This is a genomic window from Paenibacillus macquariensis (genome assembly GCF_900156375.1).
GTDB lineage: Bacteria > Bacillota > Bacilli > Paenibacillales > Paenibacillaceae > Paenibacillus_AQ > Paenibacillus_AQ macquariensis.
This window is the reverse complement of record NZ_FTNK01000003.1, coordinates 283,794-298,316: the sequence shown is the minus strand read 5'-3', so window position 1 is coordinate 298,316 and position 14,523 is coordinate 283,794. Positions and strand designations below refer to the sequence as shown.

Annotated in this window: 23 protein-coding genes; all 23 read right to left on the bottom strand. The window is 40.9% G+C overall.

What is annotated here, in order from left to right; translation table 11 throughout:
- Position 1: 1 nt before the first annotated feature.
- The 23 genes from BW961_RS07235 to BW961_RS07130 all read right to left on the bottom strand — a co-directional run bounded on the left by BW961_RS07235 (position 2) and on the right by BW961_RS07130 (position 14,513).
- A complete protein-coding gene (locus tag BW961_RS07235) occupies positions 2-469 on the bottom strand; it encodes a phage neck terminator protein (protein ID WP_068582787.1) in 468 nt (155 codons plus the stop codon).
- The gene (locus BW961_RS07230; protein WP_068582783.1) at positions 456-803 is read right to left on the bottom strand and encodes a hypothetical protein; all 348 of its coding nucleotides are present in this window, start codon (positions 801-803) and stop codon (positions 456-458) included. The genes BW961_RS07235 and BW961_RS07230 overlap by 14 nt, the downstream gene beginning before the upstream one ends.
- Positions 800-1,261, bottom strand: a complete 462-nt coding sequence (locus tag BW961_RS07225; RefSeq protein ID WP_068582780.1) for a phage virion morphogenesis protein — start codon at positions 1,259-1,261, stop codon at positions 800-802. Before BW961_RS07225 ends, BW961_RS07230 begins: the two co-directional genes overlap by 4 nt.
- A complete protein-coding gene (locus BW961_RS07220) occupies positions 1,262-1,795 on the bottom strand; it encodes a head-tail connector protein (RefSeq protein WP_068582777.1) in 534 nt (177 codons plus the stop codon).
- A gap of 43 nt (positions 1,796-1,838) precedes the next feature.
- Positions 1,839-3,002: a phage major capsid protein gene (locus BW961_RS07215; protein ID WP_068582774.1), complete on the bottom strand. Its 1,164-nt coding sequence runs from the start codon at positions 3,000-3,002 to the stop codon at positions 1,839-1,841.
- Positions 3,003-3,050: 48 nt separating this feature from the next.
- Entirely contained in the window at positions 3,051-3,650 is a 600-nt protein-coding gene (locus BW961_RS07210) for an HK97 family phage prohead protease (protein WP_244555893.1), read from the bottom strand.
- 5 nt (positions 3,651-3,655) lie between these two features.
- Positions 3,656-4,933 (bottom strand): phage portal protein, encoded by a 1,278-nt coding sequence (locus BW961_RS07205; RefSeq protein ID WP_082867393.1) that lies wholly within the window; start codon positions 4,931-4,933, stop codon positions 3,656-3,658.
- 14 nt (positions 4,934-4,947) lie between these two features.
- Positions 4,948-6,738 carry a terminase large subunit gene (locus BW961_RS07200; RefSeq protein ID WP_068582771.1) on the bottom strand — a complete coding sequence of 597 codons (1,791 nt, stop codon included), beginning with the start codon at positions 6,736-6,738 and terminating at the stop codon, positions 4,948-4,950.
- A complete protein-coding gene (locus BW961_RS07195; protein ID WP_244555892.1) occupies positions 6,719-7,219 on the bottom strand; it encodes a phage terminase small subunit P27 family in 501 nt (166 codons plus the stop codon). The genes BW961_RS07200 and BW961_RS07195 overlap by 20 nt, the downstream gene beginning before the upstream one ends.
- A 71-nt stretch (positions 7,220-7,290) precedes the next feature.
- On the bottom strand, positions 7,291-7,467 hold the full coding sequence (locus tag BW961_RS30365) for a hypothetical protein (protein WP_156510108.1): 177 nt from the start codon (positions 7,465-7,467) through the stop codon (positions 7,291-7,293).
- Positions 7,460-7,810 carry a hypothetical protein gene (locus BW961_RS07190; RefSeq protein WP_068582768.1) on the bottom strand — a complete coding sequence of 117 codons (351 nt, stop codon included), beginning with the start codon at positions 7,808-7,810 and terminating at the stop codon, positions 7,460-7,462. Before BW961_RS07190 ends, BW961_RS30365 begins: the two co-directional genes overlap by 8 nt.
- 27 nt (positions 7,811-7,837) lie before the next feature.
- Entirely contained in the window at positions 7,838-8,089 is a 252-nt protein-coding gene (locus BW961_RS07185; RefSeq protein ID WP_068582765.1) for a hypothetical protein, read from the bottom strand.
- Positions 8,049-8,441 carry an HNH endonuclease signature motif containing protein gene (locus BW961_RS07180; protein ID WP_068582762.1) on the bottom strand — a complete coding sequence of 131 codons (393 nt, stop codon included), beginning with the start codon at positions 8,439-8,441 and terminating at the stop codon, positions 8,049-8,051. Before BW961_RS07180 ends, BW961_RS07185 begins: the two co-directional genes overlap by 41 nt.
- Positions 8,434-8,757, bottom strand: a complete 324-nt coding sequence (locus BW961_RS07175; RefSeq protein WP_068582759.1) for a hypothetical protein — start codon at positions 8,755-8,757, stop codon at positions 8,434-8,436. Before BW961_RS07175 ends, BW961_RS07180 begins: the two co-directional genes overlap by 8 nt.
- 166 nt (positions 8,758-8,923) lie before the next feature.
- Complete coding sequence (locus BW961_RS07170) at positions 8,924-9,472, bottom strand: site-specific integrase (RefSeq protein WP_068582756.1); 549 nt, start codon at positions 9,470-9,472, stop codon at positions 8,924-8,926.
- A gap of 525 nt (positions 9,473-9,997) precedes the next feature.
- Positions 9,998-10,369, bottom strand: a complete 372-nt coding sequence (locus tag BW961_RS07165) for a hypothetical protein (RefSeq protein WP_068582753.1) — start codon at positions 10,367-10,369, stop codon at positions 9,998-10,000.
- 13 nt (positions 10,370-10,382) lie between these two features.
- The gene (locus BW961_RS07160) at positions 10,383-10,601 is read right to left on the bottom strand and encodes a hypothetical protein (RefSeq protein ID WP_068582750.1); all 219 of its coding nucleotides are present in this window, start codon (positions 10,599-10,601) and stop codon (positions 10,383-10,385) included.
- 3 nt (positions 10,602-10,604) lie between these two features.
- Positions 10,605-11,036 carry a hypothetical protein gene (locus BW961_RS07155; RefSeq protein ID WP_244555891.1) on the bottom strand — a complete coding sequence of 144 codons (432 nt, stop codon included), beginning with the start codon at positions 11,034-11,036 and terminating at the stop codon, positions 10,605-10,607.
- Positions 11,033-11,311 (bottom strand): hypothetical protein, encoded by a 279-nt coding sequence (locus BW961_RS07150; protein ID WP_068582747.1) that lies wholly within the window; start codon positions 11,309-11,311, stop codon positions 11,033-11,035. Before BW961_RS07150 ends, BW961_RS07155 begins: the two co-directional genes overlap by 4 nt.
- Positions 11,312-11,345: 34 nt before the next feature.
- Positions 11,346-11,630, bottom strand: coding sequence for a hypothetical protein (locus BW961_RS07145; protein ID WP_068582744.1), 285 nt, complete (start codon positions 11,628-11,630; stop codon positions 11,346-11,348).
- Positions 11,627-12,568, bottom strand: coding sequence for a DUF3102 domain-containing protein (locus BW961_RS07140; RefSeq protein ID WP_068582741.1), 942 nt, complete (start codon positions 12,566-12,568; stop codon positions 11,627-11,629). Before BW961_RS07140 ends, BW961_RS07145 begins: the two co-directional genes overlap by 4 nt.
- Positions 12,565-14,136, bottom strand: a complete 1,572-nt coding sequence (locus BW961_RS07135) for a PcfJ domain-containing protein (RefSeq protein ID WP_068582738.1) — start codon at positions 14,134-14,136, stop codon at positions 12,565-12,567. The genes BW961_RS07140 and BW961_RS07135 overlap by 4 nt, the downstream gene beginning before the upstream one ends.
- 14 nt (positions 14,137-14,150) lie before the next feature.
- On the bottom strand, positions 14,151-14,513 hold the full coding sequence (locus BW961_RS07130) for a hypothetical protein (RefSeq protein WP_068582735.1): 363 nt from the start codon (positions 14,511-14,513) through the stop codon (positions 14,151-14,153).
- Positions 14,514-14,523: the final 10 nt, after the last annotated feature.

Genomic DNA, 14,523 nt, shown 5'->3' with positions numbered 1-14,523 from the left:
TTTAAATATTAATTTTATCGATCCATTCCAAGTCAAACTCAACAATATCCAGTGTACGTAGTTCAACATCAAACCCTTGCCTACGTTCCGACTCATTACCTATTTTTACATCACGATTTGTAACAGCACCCAATTCAACCAAAACGACATTCATGTTTTTTAGTGGTAGTCGACCATTACCTTTGAACCAATCCCTTGCTAACATGGCATTCTTCACACTGTCTGACACAAAGGGGGCATAAGACAAAAAAGAGACCGTGAAATGCACAGTCTCCGTAGATATTTGTTTATCTCCGACTTGAGTCACTACAGGAAATCCCCTATCTCCTTCAAGAAGACTTGGGAAGTCATATGTGAGGAAAGGACCTTGGGGCATATCCCCACCAGAGTTTAGATTTATGACCGGATTCCCTGTATGTTTAGCAAGCCCACTCGCAATCAGCAATCGGATATCATCATACGGGATCATGGATGATCACCTTCTTTAACATATAATTATTAATATCAGAGTAATCACGCTGTTCAGCTGTATCCACGGTGTACTGTTTACCCATGTACTCGATCAAATCACCTGTATGATGACTGTAAGTGGCGTATAAGGTACGATCCTCTTCATCATACCTTCCACCCTCTGCTTGTTGCATCTTGATGCTTACAGGCTGTATATGACCTTGTAATGTGACTCGATCCGGTTCTTCTGATTGCCAGTCACCACGTTCATCGTGATGTCCTTTAGCCTTTCTAACTAATACATAAGGTCGATTGTATTTTCTCATCATCCCCGCGAATTTAATGTTCATCATTTCGGCACCACCACATGTGTAACGGAATCCCGAAGCTCTGCATCATCAATGAGAATTTTATTTCCTTCTTTGAAATGCAAATAATTAATAGACAATGCTGGTGTTGTAATACGGTTAAAGCTTTTTCTAACTTTATCCTGTCCAACAACGCCAATCTGTTCAAATAATGCTTCAGCCGTTCCTTCTCCACGGGCTACTTGATTAACTCCCACTCTTGCCACCTTAGAAATTGCGGCACTAGCTCTCTTTTTACCAATCCTAAACGGGGAACGAGCTGGAATCTTCATTTTTGCAGATCCAAATTCATGCACTGCTGCAACCATGGCTAACTCAGCATTACCCTGCATACCAATATGAACCTCATTTTTACTCAATCCCCTTATACGTTCTAAAAGGTCTGGTAGAAAATCAGATTCAGTAATCGTTACATTCGCTTTCCTACTTCGAGTTCTAGCCATTTATACCCACCGCCCAACATAGGGAGAAATCAGAGAAGCTACTGCAGGTGGTAAGCTATCACTATCATCCGAATAGCCAACGGATATATCACCCACTCGCTCGGACTTAATACCTGGAGTACGCATGAGTGATTGAACATATAACAGACAAGCCAACTCCAACGGTTCTGGCAAGGTCCTTGGCTTGTCAACTGTTCCATCAGTGGGTAGTATATACCCTCCCACATAGGTGACTTTAATGTTGTGATCTCCTTGTGGCCAACCATGGGAATGATAAATACGACCTTCATCAAGTATTTCATACCCCTCTACATTCATCTCTGAAATGCTATCAATGGGGTAATTACGAAGATTGATATACTTTGAATTATGATATCCACTGACACGTTCAGAATAGCTCTGCTTCTTGAATGACCGCTTGCAATGTTGCTCAATCCTAGACGATGCTGCTGATATCTGGAGCATGATCATATCGTCCGTGCTACCATCATCATACGGTTGTATGCTTTTAAATCGCTCGATGGTCGTTAGCATTATTCACCAGTCCTTTAGAAGGGGAACTACTCCCCTTTTTTTACTAAACGATTGTTAATTCACCGTATACAACCGCTTCATCATCAAACTTCTGTACGTCTTCACGTTGGATTGCCCGAACATCAGTAGAATTTCTACCAAATGATTTGCCTCCGACATTTGTTGATGCAATAGAATATTGTTGACGATCAAAGAGTACGATCGCTTCTTTTAAGTCTCCAACGATAATAGGTGCTTTCTTCGTTGCAGACCCTGTTGTAGGCAACCAACGATTTGAAATGACAACAACAGGCTTCCCAAATAAAAGCTTTTGAGTTGGTTGTGTAGGATCCGGTTGCATAAGAGCGCGACCATCCAAGTCTTTTTGTTGGTCAAGGAAGTTATATCCATCCTGATTTGTAAGAATGATTGCACTGAGCGAAATGGATGGATCCAGATCAACATTCAATACTTTCTTTATAGCATCCAAGTCTGCAATTGCCTTTTTAGGTAGCGTAGCAAGCAAAGTCAAAATCAGTTTGTTACGTGTAATAACTGACTTCTTCGCAATCCATTTTGAAATGTATTCCATAAGGTTCTGGTCGGTATCTTGAAGTAACGAATTCGACATAGGTAAAATCCCTCCACGATCCTTAACAGCATATGAAATTGATGCAAATTTAGGATTATCCATATCATCGAGATCTGTCAGCTCTGTGATCTCCGTAAACGCTATGATGTCTGCATTCTTTTCAATCACACGCGTACCCGAGCGAGTTGATACTGGTTCGACTGTGACGTAATTTTCCAATGACACAAATTGACGTTTCTTTTCATGAATCATTGTTTGAATATCTTGCGGAACGGTTAAACCACCATCTTCACCGACCCCACCTTGCATACCCGCGCGAACCTCAGCTTCTGCCTCCTCAATGAGTGTGCGCTCCACTGCATTAAGAGGCTTATTACGAAGTTCCTTCAGAAAAGCACTTCTGTACTGATTGTCTTTATCTGAATTAACTTCACGCTTCTCAGGTTCCGCTGGCGTAGTCTCTCCTGGTGTATCCAACTCACGCATTTCTACCATTAAGTCGATTTGACTACGTAAAGCCTGCGCTGCATCCTTCGCTGACCGTGCTTCCTCTAATTTACCATCACCTGCGAGACTCCGTGCTTCCTCTAACTTTGCTGCCAACTTCTGGCGTAACTCGCGTTCTTTTTCGTCCATGGTATAGCCTCCAATAATATATTTTTTAGATACAAAAAAATCGATATACTAGCCGATGGCTAACAGATCGATTTCGAATAACAATATTTCTTTACCTAGCTTGCGTTGCTCTTTAGTTGTGATACCTAATTGATCAATACTACGCTGATTAACCTCACTATCAGCATAGGCAGGAAACGGTGTTGGTGAAACTTCAAATAAGTTCACTTCCAATAGCGTTCGTTCATAAACATCTTCTTCTTTTAAATACTGCCATGCATCCTGACGAACATTAAAGCCGAAGCTTACACCGTCTACATCTCCTCGTTGGATCGATTCAAAAGCGTCCCTCCCCCAACTATTATTAGGTAGGTCCAATTCAAATCGTAGTCCTACTTCATCTTCTTGAAGTCGTAGAGTGCTGTTTTTGGTTGATCCAAGGACAAAGTCTGTTCGATGGTTCCAAAGGGCTTTAATCGTATTCTCTTGCAAGCTACGAGCAAAGGCTCCTTTAGCTACACGTTCGTAAAACTCGCCCCATATGAGCTGACTACGCTGATTGAATTTAACTACGTATCCATCAATCCCTAATACTTCACCTTCTTGTGTGCCACTTCGAACTTCCATTTTATCAGCATGTAAATAACGAACTTCCTTAGCTAAACTCACTACTATCACCCCCCTTCTGGTGAATCCTTGCTAATCCCAGCTTTAAGCATTTGGTATTGGTCCATCTTATCTAGACTCACATAGTTCAAACTGACAAAGTGCTTGTCCCCCATATCCCCAATGTTGTCCCGTTCTTCAAGTTCTCGTACTTCGTTGATCGTATAAGCACCCATCGCAATCATTTCCTTGTAGTAAGCAGCTCGGCTGGTACTATCACCTCTAAGCTCACCGGATACATTGTATTTGGTATAATATATTTTTCTCTCCAACTCAGTGAATAACTTATAGTCGCATTCCTGCTCCCAGTTGGTGAAAATGGGCTGTAGTGTGCTTTTAACATACTCAAGTGATTGATTCTCCATGTTACTGAATTTCACATCTGTAAGCCCTAATTTGTAACCTGGCACTTTATATATTTTCCCAACTTCCATAATACCGAACTTACTAGTCTCAATGAACTGTGCGTCATTCAGAGGCATCCCAAGATTCTGATACTCCATGCCAGCATCCAAAATTGCAATACGATGAGCATTGTTCAGACCGGAATTAGCTTTTTGCCATTCGTCCCGTGCTTTATCCTTGGCTGGTTTGTCGAGCGTACCATTTGGAATCTTTAAGATCCCTCTTGTTGCGGTTCCATTCGAATAGAACGATCCTAGAAACTTACGTTGCGATTGCTGTACTCCTAGCTCTTCACGTATAACTGATATTGGTGTGATCCCTTTGAGCCCACTTTTACTAATCCCCTTAAAATGGAGCACGTCACAGTGCTTGAGCTTTCGCATTTCTCCGTTTGGAAGTGTTGTAACATACCATATCTGACCTGTTAGCGTATCAATATGAACGTCTGTCTTCGAAGGATCAAGAGGCCATAGGGCTTTAGGCTTACCATTGTTGGACCCGCTTGTTTCCCATTCGATGTTTGCATACCCGTTTCCCCATACCGTGACATGGACTTGCATGAGCTCCTTAAACGTATAGGCGCTCATATAAGGATTAGATCGTGTTCCGAGCAATTTAGATACTGGATGACTACTATCGCGCTCTATGCCCCCGCCACGCTTCTTAAAAACCTGTATTGGAAGTTTACCTACATCGCCACCAAGGATAGATGCGCAAGTATAAACGTTGCTGTTCATAAGTGCGCTATCAGCAGTTACAATTTCACCACTTGCTGTATTAGACACGCCAAAAAGATCGAGCAACCACTGTGGGGGAGATAATAAGCTTCCCTCCGATGATCGTCGATCCCACCAACGCTGAACCATATTCCTTCTTTTCATAATTCACCTCCTCACTAAAAGGAAAAGTCATCGCTCATGATGTGTTCGTTTAAATTAATTCTTGAATCTCCAACCATTGCTCGAACCATCGCATTCATTATGGCAGCAATTAAGTCAATTCTTTGACTGTCATCTTTATTTTTCTTAGATAACTTAATATTATCGTTGTTGTCTTTCACCTCGACCGCATTTGATAAGCACCATGTAAGCAGTGGGCTTCCATCATGAACAATCAACCCTTTCAGAACAAGCTCTCTAAAGAACTTCGTCGGCTCTGACAACGTTTGAACACCCTGTCTTATCTCGACACGCTCATACCCTTCTGCTTCAAGTTGCTGGGTAAAGTGTGTCGCGTTATACGGATCGTAACAAATTTCCTGAATGAACCAAGATTCATCTGTTTCCATTTGTTGAATGTTCGATTTGATATAGTTATAGTCCACAACAGCACCTGGTGTAATCGTGCACCATCCATCATCAGCCCATTGACGATAAGGCACCCTATCGCTATGTTCATGCTTTGTCGCTGTTTCCTCAGGCATAAAACCATGAGCAGTTACCGCATAGCGGCCATCAGGCAAGCGGAACACAAAACCCGAGCCGGTTAAGTCCGTTGTCTTTGATAAATCCAGACCATTCCACGTTACATATCCCCGTACCAAATCTAAAAAAGCGTCCCGCGATATAGCGAGCGCCTTCCATTTGTCCATAATTCCAGACATATATTTATTTTCCGAATCAGCCTGCCATCGATTCATGCGCTTGGTGAGAAATTCCCTTATCTTTGATGGGTCTCCAGAATTGTAGGCGTCATCATGCTCGGCTCGCATCTGTTTCCTTAACTCTTCCGAATACTCATTTTCATCTTGTAGTATCGGGCTGCCCTTAACCCAAATCGTTTCATCATGAGGATCGTCTTCCTGTTCGATCTCGCGAATCATGACAAAATAGGAATCCTGCATGTCAGTTTCGCCCTTCATCATTTTACAGAGCGAGTCATATTCTTTCTTACATGGGCTGTTCTCCGAATCCTTCCCTGCCGTACTTATAATTTGCATGAGTGATTGCAGACGTTTACCGAAGCCTGAATACGATACATCCACAATTTCAGAAGTTTGGTGGGCATGATACTCATCGATGATAACCAAACATGGGGCTCCTGAGTCTTTGTTCTTTGTATCCTTGGATAATGGGCGTAGCCATCCTCCACGTTTTGCATGCTCGATGTATGTCCGCTTGATTCTCAATCGCTTTGATATATCCGGGCTATTTTCGCCCATCTTCATGGCATCCAACCAAACCCGTTTAGCTTGTCCTTTATCCACTGCGGCACACTCAACCTCAGGACTATCCTCATACCTTTTGAGATCAGGGCGACCAGGAGGATATACACAATCACCACACATGCCATACAGAGCAAGCCCAGACATTTCTGTGCTCTTTACATTACCACGAGCTCTCATATGAAACGCTTTTCTAAACCTTCGCTTTCCCGAATCCAAGTGTACCCATCCAAAGACGGCTCCAAGGTCGAACTTTTGAAAAGGTACTAACTCAATAAGTTCTCCTGAAAATGGTCCTCTAACATGACGGCAACAACGTTCGAACCATTCGAAGATTCGATCAGCCCGTGATTCATCGAAAACATAAGGAAAACCTTCTGTTGCTTGACGCTTCAAATCATCAAGATGTCGTTGACATGCCAAGCGTTCCATCTCACAACTAGGACGCATACCCATAACAATCTCAGCAGCATAACGATTTGTTGGATGTACGTCTTGCCAATCAATCGAAGAGTTCTTCATTAGGATCTTCATCTCCTTCAGACATCTTCTTAGCTAGCCTTGCTCTGGCTTCTGCATTAAGACCTAGCTTATTGGAGTACGCCAAGATGATCCGAGAATAACTTTGTGCAAGTTTGACATAAGCACTCACAACACTATTACCTTGTGCGTTGATTTCCGTATAGCCATGCTGATCAATAAGATTATTGGCTTCCTGATATTTGGCGACCGCATCACAGTATGTTCCAAGTACATCCTCATCGACTTTGTCGAGCACATCAAACTCTTCCATATCCTTAATTGTCTTCCGCCAAACCTTGCGTGCTTCATCCGTAAGCCAATCAGGAACTTTCATTTTTCTTTTTTTCTTACGAACAAACTTTTTAGCAGCCGCTTCACGTTCTTTCACTTCTTGTTCAGTCCAGTGTTTGCCTCCGCCTTTTTGTCCCACTCTCATATGATCAAAACTTACAATTTCGCCCACATCATCACCTCGTTTCATCGTAAACTCTCACTGGGGACATTTTTTCGCATTAGAGGGGGACGAGGTCTACAGCGACCCGGTTTATTTTTTCAAACCCCCGGGGGGTACTCCTTACGTATTCCTAAATCCACGTCAATTGACTCACATACTTTAACAATACTATCGAATATAATATCTTTATATTCGTCTGTTAGGTTTTGAGACTCAACGACTTGTTGGAGCTTGTTTAAATAATTTATTTTCAAGTTGAGTTGTTGTTTATCCATCCCCGAACCCTCCATCTTTTAACGATTTAAGTTCTGTTGCATCGTAGGTAGTAACAGACATTGAGTCTATGCTTACATGTAATAGCTGTTCCAATATAGATTGTGATTCATCTATGATCACCTTACCTATGTCCCTTCTGTTGTTTAACAATTGGTTTACACTCACAATTCTAATGTTCTCATATCCTGTCTGCCTTGCTTCCAATAGAATAAAACTACCCATTGCATCATTTGCTGCTAATATAGGATATCCGGTTTCTGCGGCTCTCTTGATTAGTTGTGTTGTCTTACCACTCCTGCGATTACCTAGAAATAATTTTGGGTATCTATCATTAATATTCATATCCTAAACCATCACTCCATTCCCCTGTTAGATAGTCATGACTGGTCCGCTACACATCGGGCATTTAATGCCATCTACGTTATACCCAATGAATGTATGCTTACATTTCATACACTTGCAATTGCCCTCTGTCCATATGTCCACCTCACATTCATCAGCAGCCATACCAATGACGCGATCAATTATAGTCACCCGTTCATCTGGTGTAGCATCACTAACTCTAACCAAGGTTTCCTTCTCATAGTCTCCAATACTCTCCGTTATCCTTATCGTTAGCATTCCCAAACCCTCCATCCTCTGTAGCAGTCTTAATGCCGTGACACTTCTGACATAACGGCTGCCAGTTATTCCGATCCCAGAACAGTTCCTTGTCGCCCTTGTGTGGCTTAATGTGATCGACTACAGTAGCTTCAGTCAACCTATCACCATTCAAACAATGTACGCACAACGGATGCTTACGTAAGAATCCTACCCTAGCCTTACGCCATACACCATCATAGCCACGCTGTGCGGCTGTACCACGGAATCTATCATATTGATGCCTGTCCTTAGCGTGTGCTTCACAGTAACCATCAGTGGTTAGGTTAGGGCATCCCATATTCTTACATGGTTGCTTTGGTTTACTAGGCATCTGAACTCAAATCAAGACTAACAAAATTAGATAGATGACGAGACAACACTTCTTGAATTTTTGTTTTTACCTCTTCAAGGCTTGAAGGGTCAGAGTTGAATGTAAGGTTGACATGCATATCACCGACTGACCAACTTTTATTATCAGAAGCTTCCGGATCTACCTCCTCTACAATCCATGAATACGGGTAATCTCCCCGTCTTACGTCTGCCTCTTTATCTGTCACCTTGACTATCGTATAATCCTTTTCAATAACATCTAATGCATCCAATACTTTGTTGAGTTCCATTCTACTATTCACTGTCTTTTTGTACATAAATCTCACAATCCTCTCTCATGATTTACTGGTAAAATTTATGCAATAGAGTTACACATATCTTATATTGTGTTAAACTCGTACACACTCTGAAATCCCTTGTCCTGTAAGGCTCATATAACCGTCTAAGAAATGAGTTTCACCCATCCTTGATATGAGTAACTGATTACACTTTGTGTCGTTTTAAAGCCATGTCCATGCTGTCCTGTTCCATGCCAATATACCGAAGCGTGATCTTCGGTGAAGCATGATTAAAGAAGTCCATGAGCATCCCTATATCCTTATCCGTTGTATAGTTATAAAAGATATATCCAAAAGTCTTTCTGAGAGTATGGCAACCTAATTCTGATAGCGCAAATTCATCTCCAAGCTCCCGAATGATCTTATAAGCCATCTCGCGGGTAATAGATCGATTCATGCCTTCTCGACTTTTTATTAGGAATTCATTCGGCGGCTTTCCTTCAATATAAGATTGAAGCTCTCTTTTTAACTCAGCAACTATAAAAATACGTTTTTGCTTTTTCGTTTTCTTTTCTCTAATAGAAATGTGCGAACCTGTGACATCTCTTACTCTTAATCTCAAAATATCACTAATCCGAAGTCCTGTATTAACGCCAAGTAGAAACATGATGAAATTTCTAAGATTAGCACCTTTTAGATAATCCTTCATATCCTGAATAGTTTCTTGATCTCGGATGGGTTGAACAAAGTTCATTTCTTAACACCACCATCTTGTTTAACACAAAACCCTTCTGGCTTTGAGCAAAACTGAGCGGAACCCTCCCACTTGCCCCATACACAACCTTTACACAACAATGGTTGTCTCACTGGTGGTTTATTGATTTTTCCCACTCAGCTCACTCCTTTCAAAAATAATAAAAAAGTCACTGATATGATCAGTGACTTGTGATTTAAAAAATGTGCCGCACATAATGAACGGCTATATAAGGAGGATTACTATGAATTAACGACCTTGACAGGAATCGAACCTATCAGTACCATGAAGGTCATAATAAAATTTAGAGCGCTCTTAGCTCCATCCCCCGCACAGCACCCTTGACGATCCACGTCTAAGGTCGAATGACCCACAGCACAGCCGAGTTCTGCCACGATAAGGGGTAGCAGATACACCCGAGAGGTTCGCTCTCTATGTATCTACTTTATCCCTGATCTACTAGCAAAAGCCGACGTGAAACGGACGTACTACAGACGCATTACAGACGCATTACAGACGTAAATTTCACTTAATAGCACCTATCAATTTCAATGTTCCTGCTATAGATTCGATACCCTCAACAATCTTCCTATCAAGTGATCGATCCGTGAACCTATCCCATCTCGTTACGGTTGCCCACCGTTGATTCTTTTCTATGAATCTAAAATGTATGATCCCACGGATCTCTTGATCCAAAATGCATTGTACAGCCATTTCAATTTGATTCTTTTTTACTGAATACTCCTGATACACTTGTTGTTCATATATAGTTAACTCTGTTTTGTTATCCAATACTTTCAGAGTGTGACACATAGAAGGATACTTTTTTAACAACTCACGTACATCTTCAATTTCAATCTTTGAAGGACTTGGGAAAAGTTCCATCTGCTCGATCACCGTCCTATCCCCTTTATAAGTCTAATGTTATTTGCCCTACCACTATGAACTCAGAAGAATCTTGTATATATCCCTCATCCAAATACCTTTTTGGTGCTGATTTATTAATATGTGACCACACTTTGTTACCAGCTCGTGAATACGGATCTAGCTCTTTTCCCTTTTCGGTCCACACCCAATGTGTACGTGCTATCACTGACTCACTTTTAGATTCATCCTTTTGATCTCCCATGCTCTATTCACCATCCTTTAAGACTATTTCAATATTCTTGTTATTTTTAATCAAATGGCTTTTTAATGATCTGAAAGATAACCAGCAAGGTTCATAGTAATAATATTTTTTAGCTATCCTGTTTGCATATTCTTTTTTCGATATTTTTTTCCATACAGATAATTCTTTTTTGGAATACAGATTCTTTGTTCTAGGGCAAAAAAATCTACGTCTTTCCTCACAATCTGCCATATACCACTTTCCTTCTATTGCTCCATTCACGTATATTCTAATAACGTTTTTAAACTGATCTCTTCTCTCCAAAACAATTGAAAGCTCATACCCATCACAGATTAGGATTGCTCGGTTATAAAGTCCCATCAGCTTTTGTTCAATATCCTTCCAATCCTGAGAAGTCACACTACTTGTAGTTGGCTTGTCCATTGTTTCATTCACTTGGGTTCACACTCCTTCATACCTGGTACACCGTAAATAATCAGCCATGCACTATTAATTATGTCTTCAATTTCTTGATACTCCATTTTTGGTACTCCTGATGCATAAGCAGCAATGGATTCTACCATCCCTTGGAACTCACTTTCACGCTCTTGAGCTTCTTTTAACTCTCGCTTTAATTTGGCTAACTCAATTGTTTGCATCTGGTATCTATTTGCGTCCGTATACATTTGTATTATTTTGCGAGCTTTTTCTTCTTTGAGTTGTTTATCCATTACTCTCTAGCCTCCAACCTCTACGTATTTTCGATCAAATTTTTGGCTTCCGTCTGGATACCCAAGCAAATCCTCCGCCAACTCTACCAGCATCTTCGATCACATATGCCAATCCTGCGGGTACATATCCGTTTGGATTTACCCGCAAGCTACCATATGCAGTATCAATTGTTTGGTGTTGTGCCGCCTCGGAATGAGGACAAACATTCATTTGTAGACGTTCGATTTTACATCCTGTATTAATCAAGGGCTTAATAGCACGATTTATCATTAATACAACCCGTGGATCAATTGTGGAAACTGCACTCACCGTACTCATAACTCTCCTAGCATCTTGCCCAACAGCCTAGATACTGCGCTTTTATATTTCTCATGAAGCTCAGAGTCTGACTTTTCTAAAACTTCAAGCGAGGATAATACATTAGAAAACCCATCGGTAAAACCTTTGAAATGAGCTTTAAAGAGGGCCGCATCTTCCCCAGTATTTTCAGCTACTTTCTTCCGCAACTCTTCAAGTTCCTTTTCAATCTCATGAGGAATCTTTTCAACTTCTACAGTTGCTTGAACTTCGATAGGCTTGGCTTTTAGCTCTGCTTCTAATTTCTTGATCTTGGCTTGTGATAAAGAAAGGTCTTCTTTTGATTTATCAAGTGATTCCTGTAGTTCAATGGTGGCTTGATCATCAACATCTGAAGGGTCAGCATAAGCGGCTTCCTGTGCCTGCTTGATTTGTTCATTCAACTTCCGCACAATATCCTCATGTTCCTTCTGTTGTTTCTCCAAATTTTCTCGGGTCTTCCGTTCTTTCTCTTCACGTTTTTCAGCAGCTTCTTTATCTTTATTTGCCTGTTGAAGATCTTTAATGGCTGCCTTCAACTCTCGTGTTGATATTTCTTCTACTTTGTTATCAACTACAAATTGTTCCCGTTCTCCTTCTGGAACACCAAGCAAAGCAACTGCTTGGGTGTAGCTCAAATTCGCAAGCGCTTGGGAATTTGAATTATCCCCGAATAGACTTAGTTGATCTGATCCGTAAGTTTCAAATATTTTCATCAGGTTACCCGCCGTGCTTTGTGAGTAATCCACCGAATCAGCAAGCCAGTTTCCCCATTCACCATGCGGGAGCATAGCCTTAGCTTCTGACAATCTCCGCCCTATCTCTATGCTGTTAAACAAAAGAATACGTTGTGTCTGTTCTCTTATACTGTTAATCTCGATTGCGATAACCTCTGTCGTGCGAAGTGATAATTGGCTCATATTGCTACCCCCTGCGGTTGATTAGATTTGGTTTTGATCTTATTTGATTTTCCAGTTAGCTTTTCAGATTTAAATGAAGAAACAAAGCTTTCCACCTCTTCGGTCATAGCGCGGTTTGTTTTCCCGCCCTGACATTGAATAACCTGTTCACCCTTGAATTCCAGCGTGTAAAATGGCTTTTTTGGTTCAAATGTACGCCTGATCAAAAAGATGTTGGTCTCTCCTTTTGCATAAGATTCTGTATATCTACCTCCCACACAATGCTCAAGAGCTGAACCTTCCTCAAAAAGTTCGTGACTAGATAACGCAGGACGTATGAAATAATCGCCTTCTTCAAAACAGAAATCATCTAACTCTTTCAATCGAGCTGTTATAAGGTTATTCAAGGCTTCGCTAGCCTTAGTCTCAACTTTCTTCATCGTCTTTTGATGAGAACGATAAATATTATTGGGAAAGAGAATATGCTCTTTGTTTAAATCCATCCCTAATTCTTTGCACTCCTTGGTGTAATCCCTCCATGCCAATAATAACTTCACTCCGGTGGGGTAGATCGTCCGTACTTCTTCTTTACCAAATTGCTTTACTAAGTAACGTTTTATAATATCCATCGATGACAGAACGCTCATTTCCTCTAATTCTCTTCGGTAATATCCATTCTCTAAATCTTTCATCGCATGCGCCTCAGCTATGGTGTAATTAAGTTCTTGCTTCTTGGATTGATGATATACATTGAGCGTTTCCGGAGTGATAGGGACCCCTGACGAGACCATATTTTTGATTTCCTGTTTGGTCATCCGTAATACCTTTTCAGGCGTCTTCCCATTCCAGTTAATTACTCCATGTGTTGGACCAGCACCAAGTTTAGCTTCTACGACTTTTTGTAAACCAATCTTTGTAAGAAACTCAATGCACGGATATTTTGATGCTAGATCAAAGACTTTTACATAGTCTTGATGTTGATACTTTTCCCACATACTGTACTGAAATGGAGTCCCCTTGACTGCTTTCTCAATACTGTGAATTGCATGGTAACACCGCTTGCACTGCATGCTGTTTACTGCTTCGGAACATATATTTTTTCTTTCAAAGAATTTGTTCTCGGTTTTGGTCCAATATTCTCTTCGATACATTTTGGTGTGACCCGTTTCAAAGAGATACATGGCTATTACCTTAAGCTTGGTTTCCGTTTTATGATAATCTTCGCGATAATCGCGAGTAAGGTAGTAACCCTGAGCAATGATAGCGTTAGGATTGCTCTCGGATTTCATGTAGTAAAGTAAATATGCTTCGTCAAAGAGCTTCTTCCGACCACGTCCACTAGCTTTAACCTCACATACTGATCCGCATTTTTCACATTCTGCAACATCATTATGTTTCAGATTTTCATTAGTCATATGTTCTTTTTTGCAATGTGTACAGAAACCGAACTGTATCCCATTAACTCTTCGTGTAAAAAGATATCTGCTCCAAGTAAGAACCGCATTGGTAGCATAATCTGCAACCTCTGCACTGATAGTCTTGGGGAAATGAGCGCTAAATGCTTCGAACTCAATATCTCTCTTATCCATAACACAGCACTCCTTTACAAGAGTTCATCCAGTGATATATCAAAGCGACTGGATGATTTCTGAGTATTGTTTGTACTAGGTAACGGAGCTACTGTAGCAGTGGGAATTATAGCTTGTCCTTCAATGTCAAAATACTTAAGTACAACAGCAAAACCTTCTGCATCGGTTAATATCGCCATACCATCCTGTTGCTTTTCCTTTGCTTCAGCTTTCATTGATTCAAGACTGTGTAAGATCGTCTTATCGTCCACTAGAATCTTTTCAGCATCTTGCGGATTAGCTTCGACATGTGCCTTCAAAAATTCACCAATTACTTTCACATATGGATTATTACTGCTATCAATTTCAGCATTCATTTTTATGATTGCATTTTGCATGATTGGCTCC